Here is a 22,077-nt window from a genome sequence, read left to right on the forward strand (position 1 = left end):
TCCGCGTTCGATGCTTCGCATCGCCCCGGAATGACGAGCGGCGTCAGCGCGTCTTGCGGAAGGTCAGGTTGATCCGTTGGCGACCGAGCAGCGCATGCTCGCCGTCGGCGAGCGGCGCGACGCCGTGGTAGGCGAGCCGGCTCGTCCCACCCCATACCACAACATCGCCATGCACGAGTCGAAAACGGCGCGGCTTGTCGCTGCGCGCCATGCCGCCGAACAGGAAGATCGCGGGAAGGCCAAGCGAGACCGACACGATCGGTGCCGATAAATCCAGCTCGTCCTTGTCCTGATGCAGCGACAGTCGTGTGCCCGGCTCGTAGCGATTGACGAGGCACGCATCGGGCGCGAAGCCGGGAAAACCTCCGTTCTCGGCCGCCCGCCGCGCCAGGTCTTGGAATATCGGCGGCATCGCTGGCCAAGGCTTTCCGGTCAGCGGATCGATCGGATCATAGCGATAGCCGGTGTGATCGGTGATCCAGCCGCGCTCGCCGCAATTCGTCATCGCCACCGACATCTGGTAACCGCCGGGCGTCGTCATCTGCCGAAATGACGATTGCACCGTGATCGCGCTGACGGCCGCGATCAGCTCGTGCTCGATCGGCCCTGCAAATCTACGCAGCAGCACGGCTCCGTCCGCGATGTCTTCGCGCGACGGCTGCGCCTCGGCGAGGCTGTCGAACAAATCCGCCGTCAACGACTGCGCTCACTTCGCATCATGAAATATCACACCCAGCGTATGGCGTTGTCCGGATCGGATCCGGCTGACTCCGTGGCGCAGATTAACGCGATAGGTGCCGCGCGTCCCCTGCACCGGGCGATGATGCACGGCGAAAGCTACCGCATCGCCCTGGGAGAGCGGCACGACCTCGGCACGCGACTGCATGCGCGGACGCTGCTCGGTCAGCACGAACTCGCCGCCGGTGAAATCCCGCCCCGGCTCGGATAGGAGGATCGCAACCTGGATCGGGAACACGTGCTCGCCATAGAGATCCTGATGCAGGCAGTTGTAGTCACCGGCCTCGTATTGCAGCAGCAGCGGCGTCGACCTGCCCTGGCCCGCCTCGTGACAGCGCTTGAGGAACGCCGAATGAGCCGCGGGATAGCGGATATCGATCCCCATCGCCTCGTTCCAGCGATTGGCCACGCCGTGTAAATGTGCGTAGAGCGCCGGGCGCAATTCCGCGATCAGGTCGGGGAGCGGATAGGAGAAATACTTGTACTCGCCGCGACCGAAACCATGGCGGCCCATCACGATGCGGCTGCGGAAGTGTGCGTCGTTGGGATAGAGCGAGGCGATGTCGCGGCATTCGCCGGACGTGAGCAGGCCTTTCAGGACCGCGCTGCCCTGGGCGTCGAGCTCGCCGGTGATCTGGGGCCAGTCGAGGGAATCGACGCGAGCGGCAAGGGCGGGAGAAGAAGGTTGTGTGGGTTTTCGTGCGGTCGCTGTCATAGCACTCATTCTCGCAGCCTGGCGCTCACGTCGCCACCCGATTTCCGATTGCTCACCATCATCGGGGCGAAGCCCGCAATCCAGAGTCGCGGAAGCAGTCTGGATTGCTTCGTCGCTATTGCTCCTCGCAATGACGATGGAGAGGCATCAACCCAGCACCGGCAGCGTGATCACGTCATACCCGTGCCGGATCGTGCGCTTGAGCACGGGGTCCTCCAGCTCGAACTCAAAGCGGTCAGCGGGGCGGATGCCGCCCTTCGCCGCAAAGGTGCCGCCGAACATGGCGCAGCCGTCGGGCAGCTTCTTGTCGTCGAAGCAGCGCGCGATCAGCTCGTCGATCGGCAGCATCGCATCCAGCGTGCCCTCCTGGTAGAGCACGCGCTCGCCGTCGATCCAGGCGTAGGAGCGCAGGACCATCTTGTCCCAATGGCCGATTACGTCCTCGAGTTCCCACAACACGGGCGCGACGACCTTGTCGCACATCTGCTTCGAGACGGTGACGCTGTAGGCCTCGACCTTGCGGTCGGTATGATCAGAGCCGCAGCCCACGAAAATGCGGCCCTGCCAGCCGATCAGTACGAACTCGACCTCGCCGGAGGACTCGCCGCCGCAACATTCGATACTGTCTTCCATCGTCAGCCGCCGCGCCGAGACGCGGTAATAGATCGGCGTCGATGCCGGCCGCGCGATGCCGACAGCCTCGAGCTCCGCGATATGCTTGTCGCGCGCGACGGGATCGCGGCCGGTCCAGCCGGCGATGACGGCCCGGTCGATCGCGAGCGTCAGCGGCGTTGTCGTGTCCTGGGCATCGACGGTGAAGGTCAGGTCAAACACGGATCACGGCCTCCATGCCGGCAGCAAGCTCGAAAATGCGATGGTCCGATCCGCCCGCGCCCGCCAGCATCAGGCCGACGGGAACCTCGCCCTCGCGATGGGCAGGCAGCGAGATGGCGCAACCATCAATCATGTTGATCAAGGTGCAGTTGCGCAAAGCACGCAGGTTCGCCGCGGTGAACGCCTTGTCGTCGGTGAGGTCGGCGATCTTCGGCGGCGTGTTGGCGGTGGTCGGCAGCACCAGCGCGTCATAGGGCGCGATCCGTGCATTGACCCGCGCGATCAGCGAGCGACGCTCATTGAGAAGATCGATGTAGTCGGCCGCGCTCTGCGCCTCGCCGCGCATGATCCGCACCGCGACGCGGGGATCATAGACGTCGCCCTTGGCCGTGATGAGATAGCGGTGCCAGGCGAAGCTTTCCGCCGCCGCAAAGCCGCCCTTGGCGTTCATCGGGCCGATGTCGTGGAACTCCGACATCTCGATGCGCTCGATGGTGGCACCGTGACTGGCGAGCGCTTCCAGCGCCCGCTCGAAGGTCTGCGCCACGGCCGTATCGAGGTCGTCGAGCGCAACGGTGGTCGGCACTGCAAGCCGCATGCCCTTCACCGGGCGCGGCGGCCTGAGCGGATCGATCGGCTCGTCCGCTAGCACGGCGTCGAGCACGGCGCAGCAATTGACCGTTCGCGCCAGCGGTCCGATGCTGTCGAGCGAGAATGACAGCGGCACTGAGCCATCGAGCGGCACGCGGCGTTGCGTCGGCTTGTACCCGACGATGCCGTTATAGGCCGCCGGTATCCGGCAGGAGCCGCCGGTATCGGTGCCGAGTGCAGCATGCGCCATTCCGTCCAGCACGGACACCGCCGCACCCGAGGACGAGCCGCCGGGCACGTGGCCCTCGGCCCGGTTCCAGGCACCCTTCGGCGTGCCGAAATGCGGATTGATGCCGATGCCGGAATAGGCGAACTCGGTCATGTTGGTCCGGCCCATCACCACGAAGCCGGCGCGGCGCAGCCGCGCCACGGCCGCCGCGTCGTGCTCCGCCATAGGCGAGTCATCCAGCGCGCGGGAGCCGGCGCGCGTCACCTGGCCCTTGATGTCGAAGAGATCCTTGATCGAGATCGGAATGCCGGCATAGCGCGATGGCGCGGCATTGACCTCGCGCAAGCCATCCATCGCATCTGCCGCAGTCAACGCGGCCTGCCTGTCGACATCGACATATGCGCGTCGGCCCTCACCGGCCGGATCGGCGATCCTGGCGAGGCATTCTTCAACCAGCTTTCGGGAGGTTGTGCGGCCGCTCTCGAGGTCTTCGGCAAGCTTCGCCAGTGTCGGAAAGTTCGGCATGTCTGTCTCACGGAATATTGGCACGCGCAATCTATCGCGCTGGTTCGGTTCGACACAAGCATTGTGCGCGCTACGGTATGCTTACCATGCGCGCACATCGCTGGACCGTTGACGGCCAATAGTCAATTGTCGCATCAAGCTCGAAACGAGCGGGCGTCAAGCCTGTGTCTTGGGAGAACTTGCTTGGGAGGATCTGCCGCAATGGCCGAACCGCAGCGCGCGCGACCGAAACCGACGCCGGAAACGCAGCATTTCTGGGACGGCACGAAAGCGGGCGAGTTGCGCCTGCAACGCTGCGATGCCTGCGCGCATGTCTATTTCCCGCCGCGTCCGTTCTGCCCCTCCTGCGCCTCCCGCAAGGTGAGCATCTTCAAGGCCAGCGGCAACGGTTTTCTCTACAGCTACGTGATCAATCACCGCCCCGCTGCACCGGGCTTCACGCCACCTTACGCGATCGCGGTGGTCGAGCTTGCGGAGGGACCGCGGATGATGAGCAACATCATCGACTGTCCGCAGACGCCGGAAGCGCTCGAGCTCGACATGAAGCTCGAGGTCGCCTTCCAGAAGCTCGATGACGCGATCACCCTCCCCGTGTTCCGTCCGGCGAAGGGATAGGCCATGCGCAGGAACCAGGTCGCCGTCGTGGGTGCGGCCGAAACCACCGAGCTCGGCGTCATCCCCACCATGTCGCAGCTCCAGCTTCATGCGGATGCGGCGCTCAATGCCATCGCGGACGCCGGGCTGAAGTTGTCCGACATCGACGGTTTTGCCACGGCCGTCGAGACGCCGCAGCAGGTCTGCCATTATCTCGGCATCAAGCCGACCTGGGTCGACGGTACCTCGGTCGGCGGGTGCTCGTTCATGCTGCATGTCCGTCATGCCGCGGCAGCGATCGAGGCCGGTCTGTGCAGCACGGTGCTGATCACCCATGCCGAGAGCGGCAAGTCGATGATCGGCAAGCAGCCGCGCTTTACCGCGCCGGACAGCCTCAACGGCCAGTTCGAGGCTCCCTTCGGCGTCTACGGCCCGCCCAGCATGTTCCCGATTCCCGTGCTGCGCTTCATGAAGACCTACGGCATCACGCATGAGCAGCTTGCGATGGTGGCAGTAGTGCAGCGGGAATGGGCGGCGAAGAACCCGCGCGCGATGATGAAGGAGCCGATCACAGTTGCCGACGTGCTCGACTCGCGCATGATCGCCTATCCGTTCCGGCTGCTGCAGTGCTGCCTCGTCACCGACGGCGGCGGCGCGCTGATCCTGACCTCGGCCGATCGCGCCAAGGATTTTCCGAGGAGGCCGGTCTACATCATGGGCACTGGCGAGAGCGTGGAGACGCCGATGGTCAGCCAGATGGAGACATTCAACTCCTCGCGCGCCTTCAAGGTCGCGGGCCCCCTCGCCTTCAAGGAGGCCGGCATCGCACACAAGGACGTCGATCATCTCATGATCTATGACGCGTTCGCGCATCTCCCGCTGTTCGGCCTCGGCGATCTCGGCTTCATGCCCTATGAGGAAACTGGCAGTTTCATTGCCGACGGCAACACGAGGCCGGGCGGCAAGCTGCCGCTGAACACCAACGGCGGCGGCCTATCCTACATGCATTCGGGGATGTACGGCATGTACGCGCTGCAGGAGAGCGTGCGCCAGATGCGCGGCATCGCGCCGGCGCAGGTGCCCAACGCAAAGATCTCGGTGTGCCACGGCGTCGGCGGCATGTTCGCGGCAAGCGGCACGATCGTGTTCACGAACGAGAGATAACGCGCTGCGCAGCGCGAGCCATACGAGAACGACGGACAACAGGAGGCATTCACATGACGAAATCACTGCAGGACAAGGTCATCGTCGTCACCGGCGCAGGGCGCGGTATTGGGCGGGAGATCGCGTTGCTGTGCGCGGCCGAAGGCGCCAAGGTCGTCGTCAACGACCCCGGCGGCGCGTCGGATGGCTCGGGCTCCAGCGCCGCGCCCGCCGAGGAGGTGGTCGAAGAGATCAAGAAGCGCGGTGGCACGGCGGTTGCCAATTTCGAGAGCGTCGCCGAAGCCATTCCTGCAAGCAAGATCGTCAAGAGCGCGACCGATCATTTCGGCCGACTCGACGGCGTCGTCAACAATGCCGGCATTTTGCGCGACATGATCTTCCACCGCATGAGCGTGGAAGCCTTCGAGGCCGTCATCAAGGTGCACCTGATGGGCTCGTTTTACGTCTCCCACGCCGCCGCACGGCTGTTCCGCGAGCAGGAGAGCGGCTCCTTCGTGCACTTCACCTCGACATCGGGCCTGATCGGCAATTTTGGCCAGGCCAACTATGCCGCAGCGAAACTCGGTATCGTCGGCCTGTCGAAATCCATCGCACTCGACATGAACCGCTTCAACGTGCGCTCGAACTGCGTCTCGCCGTTCGCCTGGAGCCGCATGATCGGCACCATCCCGACCGAGACCGAAGCCGAGAAGGCGCGCGTAGCGAAAATTCAGAAGATGGGCCCGGAGCTGATCGCGCCGGTCGCCGCCTATCTCCTCAGCGACGCCGCCAAGGACGTCACCGGGCAGATCTTTGCAGTGCGCATGAACGAGATCTTCCTGATGAGCCAGTCACGTCCGATCCGATCGGTGCAGAGCAGCGACGGCTGGACGACGCAGTCGATCGCGGAGCATGCGATGCCGGCGCTGAAGGGCTCGTTTTACAAACTGGATCGCTCGGCGGATATCTTTACGTGGGATCCGGTGTAGCGCCGCATCGTCGTCATTCCGGGGCGGCTCGCAGTGCCGAACCCGGAATGACGAGACTTGGGGCTAACCCGTGTTCCGCAATCCCGCCGAGATGCCGTTGATGGTGAGCTGAATGCCGCGCAGCACCTGCTCGTCCGGGTTTTGCGCACGATGCTCTTTCAACAGCTCCACCTGCACGTGATTGAGCGGGTCGAGATACGGGAAGCGGTGGCGCACGGAGCGCTCGAGCAGCGGGTTGCCTTGCAGCAACCGGTCCTGGCCCATGATGTCCAGGAGCGTCTCGATGCATGAATGCCATTCGCGGCGAATGCGGCCAAATATCTTTTCGCGCAAAGCCTCGTCCGGCACGAGCTCTGCATAGCGCGAGGCGATCGCGATCGAGCTTTTTGCGAGCACCATGTCCATGTTCGAGAGCAGCATGCGGAAGAACGGCCATTCCTTGTAGAGCTCTTTGAGGAACGGCATGCCCTTGTCGGGATGCTCCGCGATCCAGGTCTCGACAGCGCTGCCAAAACCGTACCAGCCGGGCAGCATCAAGCGGCATTGCGCCCAGGAGAACACCCAGGGGATTGCGCGCAGATCCTCGATCGCGCGGGTCTTCTTGCGCGAGGCCGGTCGGCTGCCGATGTTGAGCGTCGCGATCTCGTTGATCACTGTCGACGACCAGAAATAGTCGACGAACCCATCGGTCTCGTAGACAAGGCCGCGATAGGCCTTGAATGCGAGGCTCGACAATTCATCCATCGCGGTCAGATATTCGTGGCGCGGCGCGCTCTGGCGCGGATGCAGGAGGCTCGCCTCCAGCGTCGCGGCGGCAAGGATCTCCAGATTGTTGCGGCCGACTTCGGCGTTGGAATATTTCGACGAGATGATCTCGCCCTGCTCGGTGATGCGGATCTGGCCGTTCACTGCGCCGCCCGGCTGCGCGATGATGGCGTCATAGCTCGGGCCGCCGCCACGGCCGACCGAGCCGCCGCGGCCGTGGAACAGGCGCAGGCGCACGCCGTGGCGCTCGAACACTTCGACGAGATTGATCTCCGCCTTGTAGAGCTCCCAGCCCGAAGTGACGAAGCCGCCATCCTTGTTGCTGTCGGAATAGCCGAGCATCACCTCCTGCACGCTGCCGCGGCTGTCGACGAGCCTGCGGTAATCATGGAGCGCCAGCATGCGGTCCATGATGCCGGATGAGGCCTGCAGATCCTCGATGGTCTCGAACAGCGGCACGACGTTGATGGCGCTGCGCCCCGACGGATTGACGAGACCGACCTCCTTGAGCAGCACGGCCACTTCGAGCATGTCCGACATGCCCTTGCACATCGAGATGATGCACTGGGGAATGGCGTCGGAGCCGAACTTCGCATGCGCCTCCGCGGCAGCATGGAATACGTTGAGCTCGCCCATCGTCTCGTCACTGTACTTGATGAATTGCGAGACCAGCGAGCGCGTGCTGCGCAATTCGTTGGTGAGCAGCGCAATGCGCGCCTCCTCGCCGAGCGCGAGATAGGACATGCCGGGGTTCGCCGCGTCGATCAGCTCGGCGATGGTGCGCTCGTGCACCGCCGAGTTCTGGCGGATGTCGAGCCGCGCCAGATGGAAGCCGAAGCAGTCCACGGCGCGCCGCAACAGCCGCAACCGGCCGCGGGCGATGACGCGGGCGTTGTTGGAGATCAGCGAGCGATGCAGCACGTCGAGATCGGCCTGCAGCTCCCTGACGCTCTCGTAAGGCGCGCCTTTGCCGACCGGACGACGCGTGATCTCGACCTGGAGCTTTTCGGCCGTCGCGGTCAGGCGGGCATAGATGCCGGAGACCGCGAGGCGGTAGGGTTCGCCGCTTCGGTGCGGCGAGGTGTCCGGCGAGCGCTCGGCGAGCGCGCGCAGCTCCTCGGAAACGTCGGCAAGATACGCCGCGATCGACAATTCCGAGCCGAGCACGTGCAGCTCGTTCAGATAGAACTGCATCACCCGGCTTGATTGCAGCCGCAGCGTGCCGCGCATCACGTCGGCGGTGACGAACGGATTGCCGTCGCGGTCCCCACCGATCCAGCTTCCCATGCGCAGGAACGAGGCGAGTTCGGCCGCCGCCTGCTCGCCGCCCTCCTCCAGCCGGTCCTCCAGCGCGTTGATGAGGCGCGGAACCTCGCGCAGGAAGGTGTAGTCGTAGAACGACAGGCCGTTGGCGACCTCGTCGAGCACGGTGAGCTTGGTCCGGCGCAACAGATTGGTCTGCCACAGCGTCAGCACCTCGCGCCGCAACTGCTCGTCGCTGGCCGCGGCCTCGTCGGCCGTCATGGCAAGCCGCTCGCGGCTGTCCAGGAGCGCGGCGATCTCCATCTCGCGATCCATGGTGCTCTTGCGGCGAACCTCGGTCGGGTGCGCCGTTAGCACCGGACTGACGAGAGCCTCCTTGAAGAAGCCCCGTAACGCGTCGGGGCTCACGCCGGCGCTCTTCGCATGCGCCAGCGTCTCCGCGAGCACGCCCGACCCGCCGCGTGATCCGGTTTCCCTGGCAGCGCTCCGGGCGCGCATCTGGCGGATGTTATTCTGGTCCTCGGCGATGTTGGCGAGGTGGGAGAAATAGCTGAAGGCGCGGACGATGCGCAAAGTATCGGGGATCGACATGCTGTCGAGGATCTGCTCGAGCTCGCGCCGGGCGAGCCGGTCCTCGTCCCGGTGGAACCGGATCGAGGTCTGGCGGATACGCTCGACCAGGTCGAACACGTCAGGCCCCTCCTGATCGCGCACCGTGTCGCCGAGGATGCGCCCGAGCAGGCGGATATCGTCCCGCAGCTGCGCATCCGCCTCCAGCGCCTGGGCCTCTTCGGCGCGGTTGGGGCGGTCGATCGCTGTGTCAGATGGTACGGTCTGGAGGGACATGGCTCAATTCCCTTCGAGGTCCCTTGGCTGCCCGGCCCAGCAAGTGTGCAAGTTTTTTGCCGCAGTGCAAGATAAACTTGGAGGCGGCGCACACTGGGGACCAAACGGGCAAAGTCGTAAAGATGATCTGCCCCAACGGCGCAAGCGGTTTGCTTTTCTCGAAATCAACCCCATGCAAAGTAGGGCTTGCCCGACGCATCAAGCAGAAACACTAGATATCGTAGTCCGGCCGAGCGACTTCGCCGTAGCTGAGCGAACGCTGCCCCTAGGCCGGCACGATCACCTTGCCGATCGGCCAGAGCGCGATGCCGGCGAGCTTCAGGTGGGCCCAGGCGAAGGGAATGCCGATGATGGTGATCGCCAGGATCACGGCGGTAACGAGGTGGCCGAGCGCCAGCCACCAGCCGGCGAGCAGGAACCAGATGATATTGCCGAGCACCCCGAGCGGACCGGTGCCGATATCGCTCATGCCGGTGACCTCGTCGCGCCGCACCGCCTTTGAGCCGAACGGCAGGAGCGTGTAGACGGCGATGTTGAACGCAGCCCGCGCCCAGGGCAGGCCGACAATGGTAATGGCCATGATGACGGAAGCCACCAGCCAGCCGAACGCCATCCAGGCACCACCGATGAGAATCCAGAGCAAGTTGAGCAGGATGGAAACCGGAGCCATGGGACTTTCCGCCGTCAATGATCCTGCTTGTATAAGCTCGAAAGCTGTCGCTGCGAAGACATCTCCGAGATCCGCTCCCGTTTGACCACGCGCAACTTTCGCCAGCCACTCGTGGTGGCGAGGCTCGTCGGAAATGAAGCGAAGCACATCTCGATTGATCTAAATCAACATCGCAGGACGCGGCATCTCGTTTCAATTGGCGCGTGCGGAGATTTCGCCGTGCGCGACCTCAAATATCTCCCGATCGCGACTTTTCTACTTGTCGGAGGGGCGCTGTCGGACAGCGTACCCTTCCGCTCAATCGCAAAAGCTGCCGACGAAACGCCCAAGGACATGCTGGCAGCTCAAATCCGCAGCCAAGGTATCGTTTGCGACAAGCCGCAGCGTGCGAACAGGATACCGCGCGATCAAAGCCGGATCACGAGGTCTGGGTTCTGACGTGCGACAACGCAACCTACAGGATCAGCCGATATCCCGACATGGCTGCAAAGGTGGAGCAATTGCGATAGCCACATCGTCGATCAAGGGCTCGATAAGCCATGCCGGGTTCAGGTCCATCCCACAACCGGAGAAAGCAATGCCCAATTCGATCAACGAAAACAGCGCGAACTCGGACAAGAGCAAGCTCAATCGCCGCGATATATTGATGGCCAGCACCGCCGTTGCAGCAACGTCGGCGCTCGGTGCGATCGCGAGCGTGCAAACGGCGATAGCGCAACAGGCGGCCGGCCAGAAGCCGAACATTGTCGTCATCATGGGCGATGACATCGGCATCTGGAACATCGGTGCCTATCACCGCGGCATGATGGCCGGACGGACACCGAACCTCGACAAGATCGCGGCCGAAGGCATGCTGTTCACCGACTATTACGCCGAAGCAAGCTGCACGGCCGGCCGCGCCAACTTCATCACGGGTGAGTTGCCGATTCGCACCGGCATGACAACCGTCGGACAAGCCGGCGCGCCCACCGGCTTGCCGGCGGAAGCCGTGACGCTTGCGACTGTCCTCAAGGACATGGGCTACGCGACCGGACAGTTCGGCAAAAATCACCTCGGCGACAAGAACGAGTTCCTGCCGACGGTGCACGGCTTCGACGAATTCTTCGGCTATCTGTATCATCTGGATGCGATGGAAGACCCGGCACATCCCGCCTACCCGCAGGAACTGCTGAACACCGTCGGCCCGCGCAACATGATCCACTCCTACGCGACGGACCGCGACGATACGACGGTCGATCCGCGCTGGGGCAAAGTCGGCAAGCAGAGGATCGAAGATGCCGGCACGCTCTACCCCAAGCGGATGGAGACCGTGGACGACGAGATTCGGGACTTTGCCCTCAAGTTCATCGAGAAAGCAAAGACCGACGGCAAGCCGTTCTTCCTGTGGCTCAACCCGACACGCATGCATATCGTGACCCACCTCTCGCCCAAATACGAGGCAACGCGCAATTCGAGGAACGGCTGGACCATTCATGAAGCCGGCATGGCGCAGCTCGATGATGACGTTGGTCTGGTGATGCAGAAGCTCAAGGATATGGGCGTCGACAACAACACCATCGTCGTGTTCACGACCGACAACGGGACTGAGGTCTTTACCTGGCCCGACGGCGGGCAGACGCCATTCGCGCAGAGCAAAGGCACCGTTCTGGAAGGCGGCTTTCGTGCGCCCGCGATGGTCCGCTGGCCGGGCAAGGTCCCGGCGGGCAAGGTCGAGAACGGCATCATCTCAGGCCTCGACTGGTTCCCGACCCTGGTGGCGGCCGCCGGAAATCCGGACATTGCCGAACAGCTGCGGAAGGGCAAGCAGATCGGCGACCGCACATACAAGAACTATCTCGACGGCTACAACCAGATGGACATGATCACCGGCAAGGGGCCGTCAAACCGGCATGAAGTCTGGTATTTTGGAGAGAGCGAACTCGGCGCGGTCCGCATCGACGACTTCAAATATCGTTTCATCGACCAACCCGGCGGGTGGCTCGGCGAAAAGACCAAAGTTGACGTGCCGTATCTGACCAACCTGCGCCTCGATCCATTCGAGCGCACGGGGTGGCCCGACAGCGGGACCAAGTTCGGGGCACAACAATATTTCGACTGGTTCAAATACGAATTCTGGCGGTTCGTATTCGTTCAGCAGCAGGTCGAGAAGCTCGCTCAAACCGCAATCGAGTTTCCGCCAATGCAGCGGGGCGCCAGCTTCAATCTCGATGCGGTGAAAGCCAAGATAGAGGCAGCCAGGACGGCAATGGCCAAATAGCTCATTCAACTGGATGAGTGAATACGCCTTTGGCCGGCGGGCCCGCGCTATGTGCCGAATGTGCCATAGCCGGGCGCCGGCCCAGCCGCCTAATTTTACGTTCCGAGCTTCTTAGTCGATTGTCTTCCTGAATGGCCATGGAGGCCAGACATGATCGTGTCGCGGCGCACTTGCCTCGATTTCCTGGCGGCTTTCGTTGCAACCACGGCACTCGCGGACACTCCGGCCAAGGCGCAGGGCCACAAGACCAACATCGTCGTCATGCTCACGGATAATCTGGGCTATGGCGAGTTGGGCGTTTACGGCGGCGGCATCCTTCGGGGCGCGGCCACCCCGAGGATTGACCGGCTTGCAGCCGAAGGAATGCGCTTGCTCAACTTCAACGTCGAGGCGCAGTGCACGCCGTCGCGATCCGCGTTGATGACCGGGCGCTTCTCGATCCGCTCCGGAACCTATGAAGTCCCCATCGGCGGCGTTCCCGACGGGCTGACACAGTGGGAAATCACCATTGCTCAGCTACTGTCGCAGCAAGGCTATGCCACAGGCATGTGGGGCAAATGGCATCTCGGAAGCGCCGAGGCCCGGCTGCCCACAAACAGGGGTTTCGATGAATGGTATGGCATTCCGCGTAGCTACGACGAGGCGGAGTGGCCTTCTCTCAATCAGACAAACAGCATGTGGCCATCGGTCGGCAACAAGCAGGGTTGGAAGGCGAAGGAAGTCGCGCCCCAAATGATCTACGATGCCCGCAAAGGTGAGAAGCCGCGAGAAGTCGCGATACTCGACGTTGATCGCCGCCGAACAATGGAAGCCGAAATTACCAGCAGGGCGGTGGATTTCATCAAGCGCAACGCGGGCGCTGGTAAACCATTCTTCGCCTATGTGTCATTCTCATTGATGCACATGCCGACATTGCCAAATCCGGATTTCGCCGGGAGAACCGGTAACGGGGATTGGGCCGATTGCTTGGCGGAAATGGACTACCGCACTGGACAAATTCTCGACGCCATCAAACAAGCGGGCGTCGAAGATGACACGCTGGTCATTTTCACCAGCGACAATGGCCCAGAAGCAACCCGCCCGTGGGAAGGAGACAGCGGACCTTGGCGGGGCACGTACTTCACGGCAATGGAGGCCTCGCTGCGAACACCGTTCATCATCCGCTGGCCTGGTAAAGTGCCCGCTGGCCAAGTCAACAACGAGATAGTTCACATCGTCGATCTATTCGCGACGCTCGCGCATGTCGGCGGCGCGGACGTTCCAACGGATCGCCCGATTGATGGGGTTGACCAGTTGGACTTCTTCCTCGGCCAGAAGGAAGCCTCTAACCGCGAAGGTTTTCCCGTCTACGTGGCCGACCGGCTGACCGCCGTCAAATGGCGGAACTGGAAGATGCATCTCATCAAGCAAGACAGCATGTACGACGTCCCGGAGAAGCTTCCATTGCCGAGGATCATCAACCTGCTTACAGATCGCAAGGAAGAGCGCGACGCGGGTCCCTACAACACTTGGGTGGCAGATCCGATGTTGAAGATTATTGCCGAATTTGAGGCCAGCCTGAAGAAATATCCGCCGATCAAACTCGGCACGCCAGACCCGTATACAACGCCTCAGTAGCTACTGCCTCAACACCGCATCGGAGTCGCCTACCGGCCGCTCGCAACATTCTCGGTAACGCGACATTGCTCCGAAAATCGGACAAATGAACTGAAAGTGCGGCGCATGAAGTCTAGGCGCGGCCGTTGACCCGTCAAGTGCGGAGATCGAGGCAAAACATCGTGCCGCTCGTTTGCGCGGAGCCGGCCTTCGCTGTCTCTAGAGCTCGTTCACGCGGGGCCTCGCGCAATACTGCGACGATGAAGACTGCTGCAAGCAAGGGAAACACGAATGGCCGGCTCGTGACGCGCGTTGGAACTAGGCAGCCGCCGATGACGATTGGAACCGGCCAAATTTTCGGGATATCGAGTGGAGGTAGGGTGGGGGCGCGCCAGCCGTCGGTTCGTCCTGTCAGATCTTCCGCCCCGCCTGCTCCCAATAGGGATCGCGCAGGCGGCGCTTGAAGATCTTGCCAGAGTCTTCGCGCGGCAATTGAGTACGAATTTCGATGTACTTGGGCACCTTGTAGTCCGCCAGTTGGGCCTTCAGGCGCGCGCGGATGTCCTCGGCCTCCAGTGTCACGCCGGCTTGCGGCTCGACCACCGCCATCAGTGCCTCGCCGAACTCGGCATCGGGGATGCCGAACACGGCGCAGTCATGTACGCCCTGAACAGCGTGCAGCACGGCCTCGATTTCGGCCGGATAGATGTTGACACCGCCCGAGATCACCATGTCGCGCTTGCGGTCGCAGATGAAGACGTAGCCGTCCTCGTCGATATAGCCGACGTCGCCCGAGGTGATGAAGCCGTCGCGGTCGATCTCGCTGCGTTTCTCGGGCTTGTTGTGATAGGTGAAATCAGCCGTCTCGCGCATGCGCGAATAGATTTCGCCGATCTCGCCGACGCCGAGCACGCGGCCATCTTCGCCAATGAAACGCAGCTCTGCGCCGGGCGAGATTTTGCCCACCGTGCCCGGCTTCTTCAGCGCGTCCTCCGACGTGGCGAAGGTCACGGCGCCGGATTCGGTCGAGCCGTAGAACTCATAGATCACCGGCCCCCACCATTCGATCATGGCGCGCTTGACGTCGGGCGGACAGGGCGCGGCGGCGTGGATCACGTGGCGCAGCGAGGACACGTCGTATTTTTGGCGCAGCTCTTCCGGCAGTTTCATCAGGCGGATGAACATGGTTGGCACCATGAAGATGGTGTCGATGCGATAGTGCTCGATCAGCGCCAGAAATTCTTCCGGCTCGAACCGCGGCATCAGCACCAGCGCGCCGCCGAGCCGCCCTGCGCGGATGCCGAACGAGTTCGGCGCGGAATGATAGAGCGGCCCCGGCAACAGCGCGCGCGAGCCGGGCTTGAGGCCATAGATCATCGCGCGCATCCGATCGCCGGCAGCCAGTTGCTCCCCCGTCGGCGCGTTGCGCCGCACACCCTTGGGATGACCCGTGGTGCCCGAGGTGTAGATCATGTTCATGGGCTGTGGCACGACTTGGCCGTCATAGGGCTGGAATTGCGCGAGCCAAGAATCGAAATCGATCGCAAAATCCGGCGTCGCCAGATGATCAGGATCGATCTTGTAGGTCTTCAGGATTTCGGACGGCGTCGGCACGCTCAGCACGGTGACGCCTTCAGGGATCGCCTCGCGCAAGGCGTGCAGCATGTCGGCATGCGCGATCAAAACCCGCGTGCCGGAGTCTTGCAGGATGTAGTTGATCTCATCCGGCTTGAAGTGCCAGTTGAGCGGCACGCCGTAGGCACCTAGTCGCATCGCGGCGTAGGCGGCTTCCAGGAAGGCAATGTCGTTGCGCATGAGCACGCAGACGCAATCGCCTTGCTTGACGCCGAGCTTGGCGAGGCCGCTTGCGATGCGTCCGGCGCGGTCGGTGACTTCGGCGTGGCTCCGGCGGCGCTCGCCGGAGACGAGGCCGAGGAAGAGTTTGGACGTTTCGCTCATTGTTGTTTTTCTTCGTTGTTCAGCGACAGTGTCGGTTATTTCGTCATCACCGGGCTTGTCCCGGTGATCCACGCTCTTGCTTCGTCGCCTTGGACCAAGAACGTGGATGGCCGGGACAAGCCCGGCCATGACGGAGAGTGCATCAATCCGCAAACTTTGGCGCGCGCTTCTCCATATTCGCACGAACGGCTTCGGTCTGGTTCGCGCTGCCGATCAGCTTCTGCTGCTCGACGGATTCGGCGAGCAGCGCGGCAGCCGGATCGACCGAGAGATTGTTCAGCATGCGCTTTGCCGCACGGATCGCATCCGGACTCTTGCCTGCGATCTCGTGCGCCACCTCGAGCGCCGCGGCGCGCGGATCATCGCAGATGCGCGTGGCGATGCCGTATGACATCGCCTCCTGCGCCGAGAAGATGCGCCCCGTGTAGGTCAACTCACGCAGGATATCGTCGCGCACAAGCGAAGCCAGGATCGGCGTCCCCGCCATGTCGGGCACGAGGCCCCATTTGATCTCCATGATCGACATCCGCGCATCGGGCGCGACGAAGCGCATGTCCGCGCCCAGCGCGAGCTGAAAGCCGCCGCCGAAGGCGACGCCGTGGACTGCGGCGATTACGGGCACGGGAAGCTGACGCCAGCCCCACACTGCCTGCTGTGCGAAATTCGCCTTGCCGTGCGTGCGCACGGTGAGATCGCGATTTTCGCCACCCGGAATTCCGTTGCCGCCCTTCTCCTTCATGGCGGCAAAACGCCCCATGTCGAGGCCGGCGCAGAACGCCCGCCCCTCGCCGGACAGCACCACCGCGCGCACGCCTTTTTCTTTGGAAAGCCGGTCAGTTGCGTCCACCAATGCCTGAAACATCGCCTGATCCAGCGCATTCATCTTGTCCGCCCGCACCAGGCGGACGTCGGCGACGCCTTCCGAAATCGAGATCGAGACGCGCTCTTCCATCGACGAATTCTCCCCTGATCTTGAACGGCAGCCGCTTTACAGAACGGCGGTGGCCAGATTTAGTCAATCGACCAATTAACTCATAATCCATCGAGGGGAAACGCCATGTTCAAGGAAAATCTTCTGGCCGGTCGGCGCATCCTTGTGACCGGCGGCGGCACTGGTCTTGGCAAGTCGATGGCGGCGCGCTTTCTCCAGCTCGGCGCCGAGGTGCACATCTGCGGCCGGCGCAAGATCGTGTGCGACGAGACCGCGACCGAGCTGATGGATCTCTACGGCGGCCGCGTCACCAGCCATGGCGTCGACATCCGCAACGCGCTCGCGGTCGACGAGATGATCGAGAACATCTTTCGCGATGGCGCGCTGACCGACCTCATAAACAATGCCGCCGGCAATTTCATCTCACGCACGGAAGAGCTTTCGCCGCGCGGCTTCGACGCAGTCGCCAACATCGTCATGCACGGCACGTTCTACGTGACGCATGCCGTCGGCAAGCGCTGGATCGCCGCGAAGCAGCCGGGCAATGTCGTCTCGATCACGGTGACCTGGGTGCGCAACGGCTCGCCCTACGTGGTGCCGTCGGCGATGAGCAAGTCCGCAATCCATGCCATGACGATGTCGCTTGCGACCGAATGGGGCCGCCACGGCATTCGCCTCAACACCATCGCGCCGGGCGAAATCCCGACCGAGGGCATGAGCAAGCGCATCAAACCGGGCGACGAGGCTGGCGCGCGCACCAGGGCGATGAACCCGATGGGCCGCGTCGGCACCATGGAGGAACTCCAGAACCTCGCGGTGTTCCTGATCTCGGGCGGCTGCGACTGGATCAACGGCGAGACCATCGCCATGGACGGCGCGCAGGCGCTCGCCATGGGCGGCAATTTCTACCAGCTCCGTGACTGGAGCGACGACGACTGGACCAAGGCGCGCGAGTCCATCATGGCGCAGAACGAGAAGGATCGCGCTGCGAGAGGCTAGGTCTGGTGCCCCGGACGCAACGCAGCGCGCCGCGCTTGCGGCGTGGTGCGTTGCAGAGCCGGGGCCCAGCCTGCTCGCACGTGCGCGAAAGTGTGGGTCCCGGCTCTGCGCAGCAGCGCAAGAGCGCTGCAGCGCGTCCGGGACACGAAACCACGCCGCGCCCCTCCCCGTATTGTCTTTGCGCGCGGATGACGCCACACTCCGCGGCATAAGACAAGACGCCACGGGAGAGACATGTCCACTTCACAGCCATCGGCGAACCTTGCCGAGATGGTGCGCGAGCGCGCGAAGAGCCGCGGCAACGCCACCGCTTATGAGTTCGAGGGACGCCTCACCAGTTTTGCCGAATTCGACGTCAAGACGAACAAGGTCGCCAATGCGCTTCTTGCGATGGGCGTCAAGCACGGCGACCGCATCGCCTATCTCGGCAAGAACAGCGACATCTATTTCGAGCTGCTGATGGGCGCGATGAAGGCCGGTGTCGTGATGGCGCCGGTGAACTGGCGGCTCGCGGGGCCGGAAGTTGCGTTCATCGTGGAGGACTGCAAGGCGCCGGTGCTGTTCGTCGGGCCCGAGTTCATCACGCTGGTGCGCCAGATCGGGGACAAGCTGCCGAACGTCCGCAGCGTGATCACCACGGAAGGCGGGGCGCTGGAATGGCCGGATTTCACCGCCTGGCGGGATGCGCAAGAAGGCAACGATCCGAACGTGCCGATCAACGCGAAGGACATTGCAATCCAGCTCTATACGTCCGGCACCACGGGCAAGCCGAAGGGCGCGATGCTGTCGCATGCAAACTTCCTCAACCTCGTGCAGTCCGGCACCGAAGCCGAGAAGCCAGAGTGGAACCGGTGGACCACCGATGACGTGTCGCTGGTAGCGATGCCGATCTTCCATATCGGCGGCTCGGGCTGGGGCGTGGTGGGGCTCTATCACGGCGCGCGCGGCGTAATCGCGCGCGAGTTCGATCCGACAAAGGTGCTCGACTTCTTCGAGCAGTCTGGCATCACAAAACTCTTCATGGTGCCGGCGGCGATGCAATTCGTGGTGCGCCAGCCGCGCGCGAAGACTGTGGATTTCTCGCGGCTGAAATACATGCTCTATGGCGCCTCACCCATACCGGCGGCGTTGCTGAGGGAGTGCATCGAGGTCTTCAAATGCGGCTTCGTGCAGATGTACGGCATGACCGAGACGACGGGCACGATCGTCGCGCTGCCGCCGGAGGATCACATCGAGGGGCTGGAGCGGATGCGTTCGGCCGGCAAGGCGCTGCCGGGCGTCGAGATCGCGATCCTTGACGCCGACGGCAAACCGCTGCCGCCGCGCCAGGTCGGCGAGATCGCGACGCGCTCGGGCTCCAACATGGCGGGGTACTGGAACCTGCCGGAGGCAACCGCCGCGACGCTGCGCGCCGACGGCTGGCTGCGCACCGGTGATGCCGGCTACCTGGACGAGGATGGCTATCTCTACATCCACGACCGCATCAAGGACATGATCATCTCCGGCGGCGAGAACATCTATCCGGCCGAGGTCGAGAGCGCGCTGTGCGATCACCCCGATGTGGCGGAGGCCGCCGTGATTGGCGTCCCCGACGACAAATGGGGCGAGGCGGTGAAGGCCATCGTGGTGATGAAGCCGGGCAAAGAGGCTGAAGCCACCGACATCATCAATTTTATCCGCGAAAGGATTGCCGGCTTCAAGACGCCGAAAAGCGTCGAGTTCGTCCCCGCGCTGCCGCGCAATCCGTCAGGCAAGATCTTGCGGCGACAATTGCGGGAGCCGTATTGGGCGGGGAAGGAACGACGGGTGAATTGAACGCGCTGTCCCGTAGGGTGGGCAAAGGTGCAGCCGTGCCCACCATTTTTCCACGTTGGCAACAGAAGTGGTGGGCACGCTTCGCTTTGCCCACCCTACGACAGCGGCGGGCCTCAATGCTTCCCCGGCCCCATATAGCCGAACAGGAACCCCGCCACCTTCCGCATCTGAATCTCCTCGCTACCCTCGGTGATCCGGTAGCGCCTGTGATGCCGGTAGATATGCTCAAACGGCTTGTGGCGTGAATAGCCCATGCCGCCATGGACCTGCATGGCACGGTCGGCGGCTTCGCAGCACAGACGGTTTGCCCAGTAGTTGCACATCGAGACGCGGTCGGAGAGCGTTCGCTCGATCTGCTCCTCGGTGAGCTTGTCCATCTCCCAGGCGGTCTTGCGGATCAACAGGCGCAACATCTCGGCCTGGGTGGCAAGCTCGACCAGCGGGAACTGAATCGCCTGGTTCTCCGCGAGCGCCTTGCCGAACGGCTTTCGTTCGCGCGCATATTTCACGCTCTCATTGATGCAGTAGACGGCAGCTCCAAGCGAGCTTGCGGCCTGCCGGATTCGGTTCTGGTGCACGAAGCACTGCGCAAGCGACAGGCCGCGGCCGACCTCGCCGAAAAGCGCATCCTCGGGCACGAACACCTCCGTAAAACTGACACGGGGATGGTCCGTCGGCATGTTGAAGGTCCACATATACTCTTCGACCTTCACGCCATGGCTGTTCGCCGGCACCAGGAAGCAGGTGATGCCGCGCGCATCGCCGTCATCGCCGCTGGTGCGTGCGAACAGCGCGCAATGGGTGGCGACGTGCATACCCGTCGTCCACATCTTCTCGCCGTTGATGATCCAGCCCTTGACGTTGTCGCGGGTCGCCGGCACCGCGCGCGTCGCCATGTGGGTGGCGTCCGAGCCGTGATGCGGCTCGGTCAGGCCGAAGGTGATGCGGTATTTTCCCTTGATCGAGCCGTCGATCATCGCCTTCTGGTCGTCGCGACCGTAGCGGTCGAGCATGGTAACGACGGGGAAATTGCCGACGATGGAATGCTCGTTCTGGAGATCGTTGTGCAGGCCAAGACCCTTTGCAGCAAAGTGCTCGCGAATGACCGCCATCCAGAGATTTGAACCGTCCTTGCCGCCATATTGCCTGGACACCGCGAAGCGCAGATGACCTGCGGCGTCCGCGACGTCCTTCGCCTTGCGCAGCAGCGCCTCCCATTCATGCCGCGGCAATCCGCCATTCTCGAAATCGGTGCGCGCCCATTCGCGGCGATGGTCGAAGAAGCGGATGTTGTCGTCGGCCTCCTCCAGCGGTTTGATCTCGCGGGCGATGAAGGCATCCAGCTCTCCGAGATAGGCGACGAGATCAGCAGGCAATGAGAAATCCACGGTTCGCTCCCGGATTGATTTTGTCGTTTTGCGTTAAGGCGCTACGCGCATTCTGCTCGCATGATTAAGGTGAGAAGGGTGCGCGCAAGTCAAGCAAGCCGAGGCTTGTGAGCGGCGCAAGGCGCGTTGCGCAATTCGATGGTGCTCGGGCACTGACGCGCGCTAATATGACGCCAATATTCCTTCACGAGAAAATGCGGGAGCGCGCGATGGAGCTGAAGTTCTCAAAGGTGGAACGCAAGGGACCGGTCACGATCGTGACGCTGTCGCGGCCCGAGGTCTACAACGCGCTTCATATCGATGCGCATTTCGAGCTCAACAAGGTGTTTGACGATTTCTCGGCAGACCCTGCGCAGTGGGTCGCGATCGTCACGGGGGCCGGCGACAAGGCGTTCTGCGCCGGCAACGACCTGAAATGGCAGGCAGCGGGAGGAAAACGCGGCTGGGACAAGGGCGGCTTTGCCGGGCTGACCTCGCGCTTCGATTGCGACAAGCCGATCATCGCCGCAGTCAACGGCGTCGCGATGGGCGGCGGTTTCGAAATCGCGCTCGCCTGCGACCTGATCATCGCCTCGGAGAACGCAACCTTCGCCCTGCCCGAGCCGCGCGTCGGTCTCGCCGCGCTCGCCGGCGGCCTGCACCGCCTGCCGCGGCAGATCGGGCTGAAGCGCGCCATGGGCATGATCCTCACCGCGCGCCACGTCAGCGCCAAGGAAGGTCTCGAGCTCGGCTTCGTCAACGAGGTGGTTCCGCAGGGCGAAGCGCTCAACGCCGCGCTGCGCTGGGCGGAAACGATCACCAGGAACTCGCCGATGTCGATCCGCGCGTCGAAGCAGACCATCCAGAAAGGACTCGCCGTGTCGCTGCAGCAGGCGATCGAGGAGCAGCGGGAGTATCCAGCGGTGAAGGCGATGGTGGCCTCGCAGGATTACATCGAGGGGCCGAAGGCGTTTGCCGAGAAGCGGCCGCCGAAGTGGTTGGGCCGGTAGGACCCTGCGCCTGTCATGGCGAGTGCCCGAACATCACCGCTGTCATGCCCCGCCACCGGGTCTCGCCCTGGGCGAGCCCGATGACAGGCTCCGGCGGGGCATCCAGCATTCCAGAGGCAGCGAGATCCATAACAACTGCCGCGGCGTACTGGATCGCCCGGTCAAGTGTTCAGCCCGGGGACATGACCGACGGGTGTTCGGGGACATAGCCGACACATCATAGTGCATGGATTTGGCAATG

At 63.1% G+C, this 22,077-nt stretch carries 18 protein-coding genes; 9 read left to right on the forward strand and 9 right to left on the reverse strand.

Features of this window, described 5'->3' with window-relative positions; all coding sequences use genetic code 11:
• Positions 1–43 precede the first annotated feature (43 nt).
• The 4 genes from alkB to Q3C01_RS23055 form a co-directional block, all read right to left on the reverse strand.
• Positions 44–697, reverse strand: coding sequence for a DNA oxidative demethylase AlkB (gene alkB / locus Q3C01_RS23040; RefSeq protein ID WP_458147592.1), 654 nt, complete (start codon positions 695–697; stop codon positions 44–46).
• 9 nt (positions 698–706) lie between these two features.
• Entirely contained in the window at positions 707–1,453 is a 747-nt protein-coding gene (locus Q3C01_RS23045) for a 2OG-Fe(II) oxygenase (RefSeq protein ID WP_458147611.1), read from the reverse strand.
• A 147-nt stretch (positions 1,454–1,600) separates the two neighbouring features.
• Positions 1,601–2,287, reverse strand: a complete 687-nt coding sequence (locus tag Q3C01_RS23050) for a DUF2848 domain-containing protein (RefSeq protein WP_458147593.1) — start codon at positions 2,285–2,287, stop codon at positions 1,601–1,603.
• Entirely contained in the window at positions 2,280–3,632 is a 1,353-nt protein-coding gene (locus Q3C01_RS23055) for an amidase (RefSeq protein ID WP_458147594.1), read from the reverse strand. Before Q3C01_RS23055 ends, Q3C01_RS23050 begins: the two co-directional genes overlap by 8 nt.
• Before the next feature lie 201 nt (positions 3,633–3,833).
• Between Q3C01_RS23055 and Q3C01_RS23060 the strand changes: the two genes are divergently transcribed.
• Genes Q3C01_RS23060 through Q3C01_RS23070 form a run of 3 tightly spaced genes read left to right on the forward strand, consistent with a single transcriptional unit; the run spans position 3,834 to position 6,358 of the window.
• Positions 3,834–4,247: a Zn-ribbon domain-containing OB-fold protein gene (locus Q3C01_RS23060; RefSeq protein WP_458147595.1), complete on the forward strand. Its 414-nt coding sequence runs from the start codon at positions 3,834–3,836 to the stop codon at positions 4,245–4,247.
• A 3-nt stretch (positions 4,248–4,250) separates the two neighbouring features.
• Positions 4,251–5,390, forward strand: coding sequence for a thiolase C-terminal domain-containing protein (locus Q3C01_RS23065; protein WP_458147596.1), 1,140 nt, complete (start codon positions 4,251–4,253; stop codon positions 5,388–5,390).
• Positions 5,391–5,443: 53 nt separating this feature from the next.
• Positions 5,444–6,358, forward strand: a complete 915-nt coding sequence (locus Q3C01_RS23070; RefSeq protein WP_458147597.1) for an SDR family NAD(P)-dependent oxidoreductase — start codon at positions 5,444–5,446, stop codon at positions 6,356–6,358.
• Between the two features lie 63 nt (positions 6,359–6,421).
• On the opposite strand, the gene ppc is transcribed toward Q3C01_RS23070, so the two are convergent.
• Both ppc and Q3C01_RS23080 read right to left on the reverse strand, forming a co-directional pair.
• Complete coding sequence (gene ppc / locus Q3C01_RS23075; protein WP_458147598.1) at positions 6,422–9,232, reverse strand: phosphoenolpyruvate carboxylase; 2,811 nt, start codon at positions 9,230–9,232, stop codon at positions 6,422–6,424.
• A gap of 265 nt (positions 9,233–9,497) precedes the next feature.
• Positions 9,498–9,902, reverse strand: a complete 405-nt coding sequence (locus Q3C01_RS23080) for a YccF domain-containing protein (protein WP_458147599.1) — start codon at positions 9,900–9,902, stop codon at positions 9,498–9,500.
• An 81-nt stretch (positions 9,903–9,983) separates the two neighbouring features.
• Here Q3C01_RS23080 and Q3C01_RS23085 point away from each other — a divergent pair, with 81 nt between their 5' ends.
• From Q3C01_RS23085 to Q3C01_RS23095, 3 genes are all read left to right on the forward strand, one after another.
• Positions 9,984–10,340 carry a hypothetical protein gene (locus tag Q3C01_RS23085; protein ID WP_458147600.1) on the forward strand — a complete coding sequence of 119 codons (357 nt, stop codon included), beginning with the start codon at positions 9,984–9,986 and terminating at the stop codon, positions 10,338–10,340.
• Positions 10,341–10,548: 208 nt separating this feature from the next.
• On the forward strand, positions 10,549–12,159 hold the full coding sequence (locus tag Q3C01_RS23090; protein WP_458147612.1) for an arylsulfatase: 1,611 nt from the start codon (positions 10,549–10,551) through the stop codon (positions 12,157–12,159).
• Positions 12,160–12,309: 150 nt separating this feature from the next.
• The gene (locus tag Q3C01_RS23095) at positions 12,310–13,776 is read left to right on the forward strand and encodes an arylsulfatase (protein WP_458147601.1); all 1,467 of its coding nucleotides are present in this window, start codon (positions 12,310–12,312) and stop codon (positions 13,774–13,776) included.
• 390 nt (positions 13,777–14,166) lie between these two features.
• Here the strand turns inward: Q3C01_RS23095 and Q3C01_RS23100 are convergent, their stop codons facing one another.
• Together Q3C01_RS23100 and Q3C01_RS23105 are read right to left on the reverse strand one after the other, a co-directional pair.
• Positions 14,167–15,714: an acyl-CoA synthetase gene (locus Q3C01_RS23100; RefSeq protein ID WP_458147602.1), complete on the reverse strand. Its 1,548-nt coding sequence runs from the start codon at positions 15,712–15,714 to the stop codon at positions 14,167–14,169.
• Positions 15,715–15,856: 142 nt separating this feature from the next.
• Positions 15,857–16,666: a crotonase/enoyl-CoA hydratase family protein gene (locus Q3C01_RS23105; protein ID WP_458147603.1), complete on the reverse strand. Its 810-nt coding sequence runs from the start codon at positions 16,664–16,666 to the stop codon at positions 15,857–15,859.
• Between the two features lie 105 nt (positions 16,667–16,771).
• Here Q3C01_RS23105 and Q3C01_RS23110 point away from each other — a divergent pair, with 105 nt between their 5' ends.
• The gene (locus tag Q3C01_RS23110) at positions 16,772–17,644 is read left to right on the forward strand and encodes an SDR family oxidoreductase (RefSeq protein WP_458147604.1); all 873 of its coding nucleotides are present in this window, start codon (positions 16,772–16,774) and stop codon (positions 17,642–17,644) included.
• Positions 17,645–17,878: 234 nt separating this feature from the next.
• Complete coding sequence (locus Q3C01_RS23115) at positions 17,879–19,459, forward strand: fatty acid--CoA ligase (RefSeq protein WP_458147605.1); 1,581 nt, start codon at positions 17,879–17,881, stop codon at positions 19,457–19,459.
• Between the two features lie 113 nt (positions 19,460–19,572).
• On the opposite strand, the gene Q3C01_RS23120 is transcribed toward Q3C01_RS23115, so the two are convergent.
• The gene (locus Q3C01_RS23120; RefSeq protein WP_458147606.1) at positions 19,573–20,847 is read right to left on the reverse strand and encodes an acyl-CoA dehydrogenase family protein; all 1,275 of its coding nucleotides are present in this window, start codon (positions 20,845–20,847) and stop codon (positions 19,573–19,575) included.
• A 209-nt stretch (positions 20,848–21,056) separates the two neighbouring features.
• Here Q3C01_RS23120 and Q3C01_RS23125 point away from each other — a divergent pair, with 209 nt between their 5' ends.
• Entirely contained in the window at positions 21,057–21,836 is a 780-nt protein-coding gene (locus Q3C01_RS23125) for an enoyl-CoA hydratase-related protein (RefSeq protein ID WP_458147607.1), read from the forward strand.
• The last annotated feature ends 241 nt before the right edge of the window (positions 21,837–22,077 follow it).

The sequence above is a fragment of the Bradyrhizobium sp. UFLA05-109 genome (assembly GCF_054185165.1).

Coding starts and splice junctions, on each gene's coding strand:
- Q3C01_RS23080 (WP_458147599.1), bottom strand. CDS start 9,902: ATGGCTCCGGTTTCCATCCTGCTCAACTTGCTCTGGATTCTCATCGGT.
- Q3C01_RS23065 (WP_458147596.1), top strand. CDS start 4,251: ATGCGCAGGAACCAGGTCGCCGTCGTGGGTGCGGCCGAAACCACCGAG.
- Q3C01_RS23105 (WP_458147603.1), bottom strand. CDS start 16,666: ATGGAAGAGCGCGTCTCGATCTCGATTTCGGAAGGCGTCGCCGACGTC.
- Q3C01_RS23055 (WP_458147594.1), bottom strand. CDS start 3,632: ATGCCGAACTTTCCGACACTGGCGAAGCTTGCCGAAGACCTCGAGAGC.
- Q3C01_RS23090 (WP_458147612.1), top strand. CDS start 10,549: ATGGCCAGCACCGCCGTTGCAGCAACGTCGGCGCTCGGTGCGATCGCG.
- Q3C01_RS23110 (WP_458147604.1), top strand. CDS start 16,772: ATGTTCAAGGAAAATCTTCTGGCCGGTCGGCGCATCCTTGTGACCGGC.
- Q3C01_RS23060 (WP_458147595.1), top strand. CDS start 3,834: ATGGCCGAACCGCAGCGCGCGCGACCGAAACCGACGCCGGAAACGCAG.
- Q3C01_RS23070 (WP_458147597.1), top strand. CDS start 5,444: ATGACGAAATCACTGCAGGACAAGGTCATCGTCGTCACCGGCGCAGGG.
- Q3C01_RS23095 (WP_458147601.1), top strand. CDS start 12,310: ATGATCGTGTCGCGGCGCACTTGCCTCGATTTCCTGGCGGCTTTCGTT.
- Q3C01_RS23125 (WP_458147607.1), top strand. CDS start 21,057: ATGGAGCTGAAGTTCTCAAAGGTGGAACGCAAGGGACCGGTCACGATC.
- Q3C01_RS23115 (WP_458147605.1), top strand. CDS start 17,879: ATGTCCACTTCACAGCCATCGGCGAACCTTGCCGAGATGGTGCGCGAG.
- Q3C01_RS23100 (WP_458147602.1), bottom strand. CDS start 15,714: ATGAGCGAAACGTCCAAACTCTTCCTCGGCCTCGTCTCCGGCGAGCGC.
- Q3C01_RS23045 (WP_458147611.1), bottom strand. CDS start 1,453: ATGACAGCGACCGCACGAAAACCCACACAACCTTCTTCTCCCGCCCTT.
- ppc (WP_458147598.1), bottom strand. CDS start 9,232: ATGTCCCTCCAGACCGTACCATCTGACACAGCGATCGACCGCCCCAAC.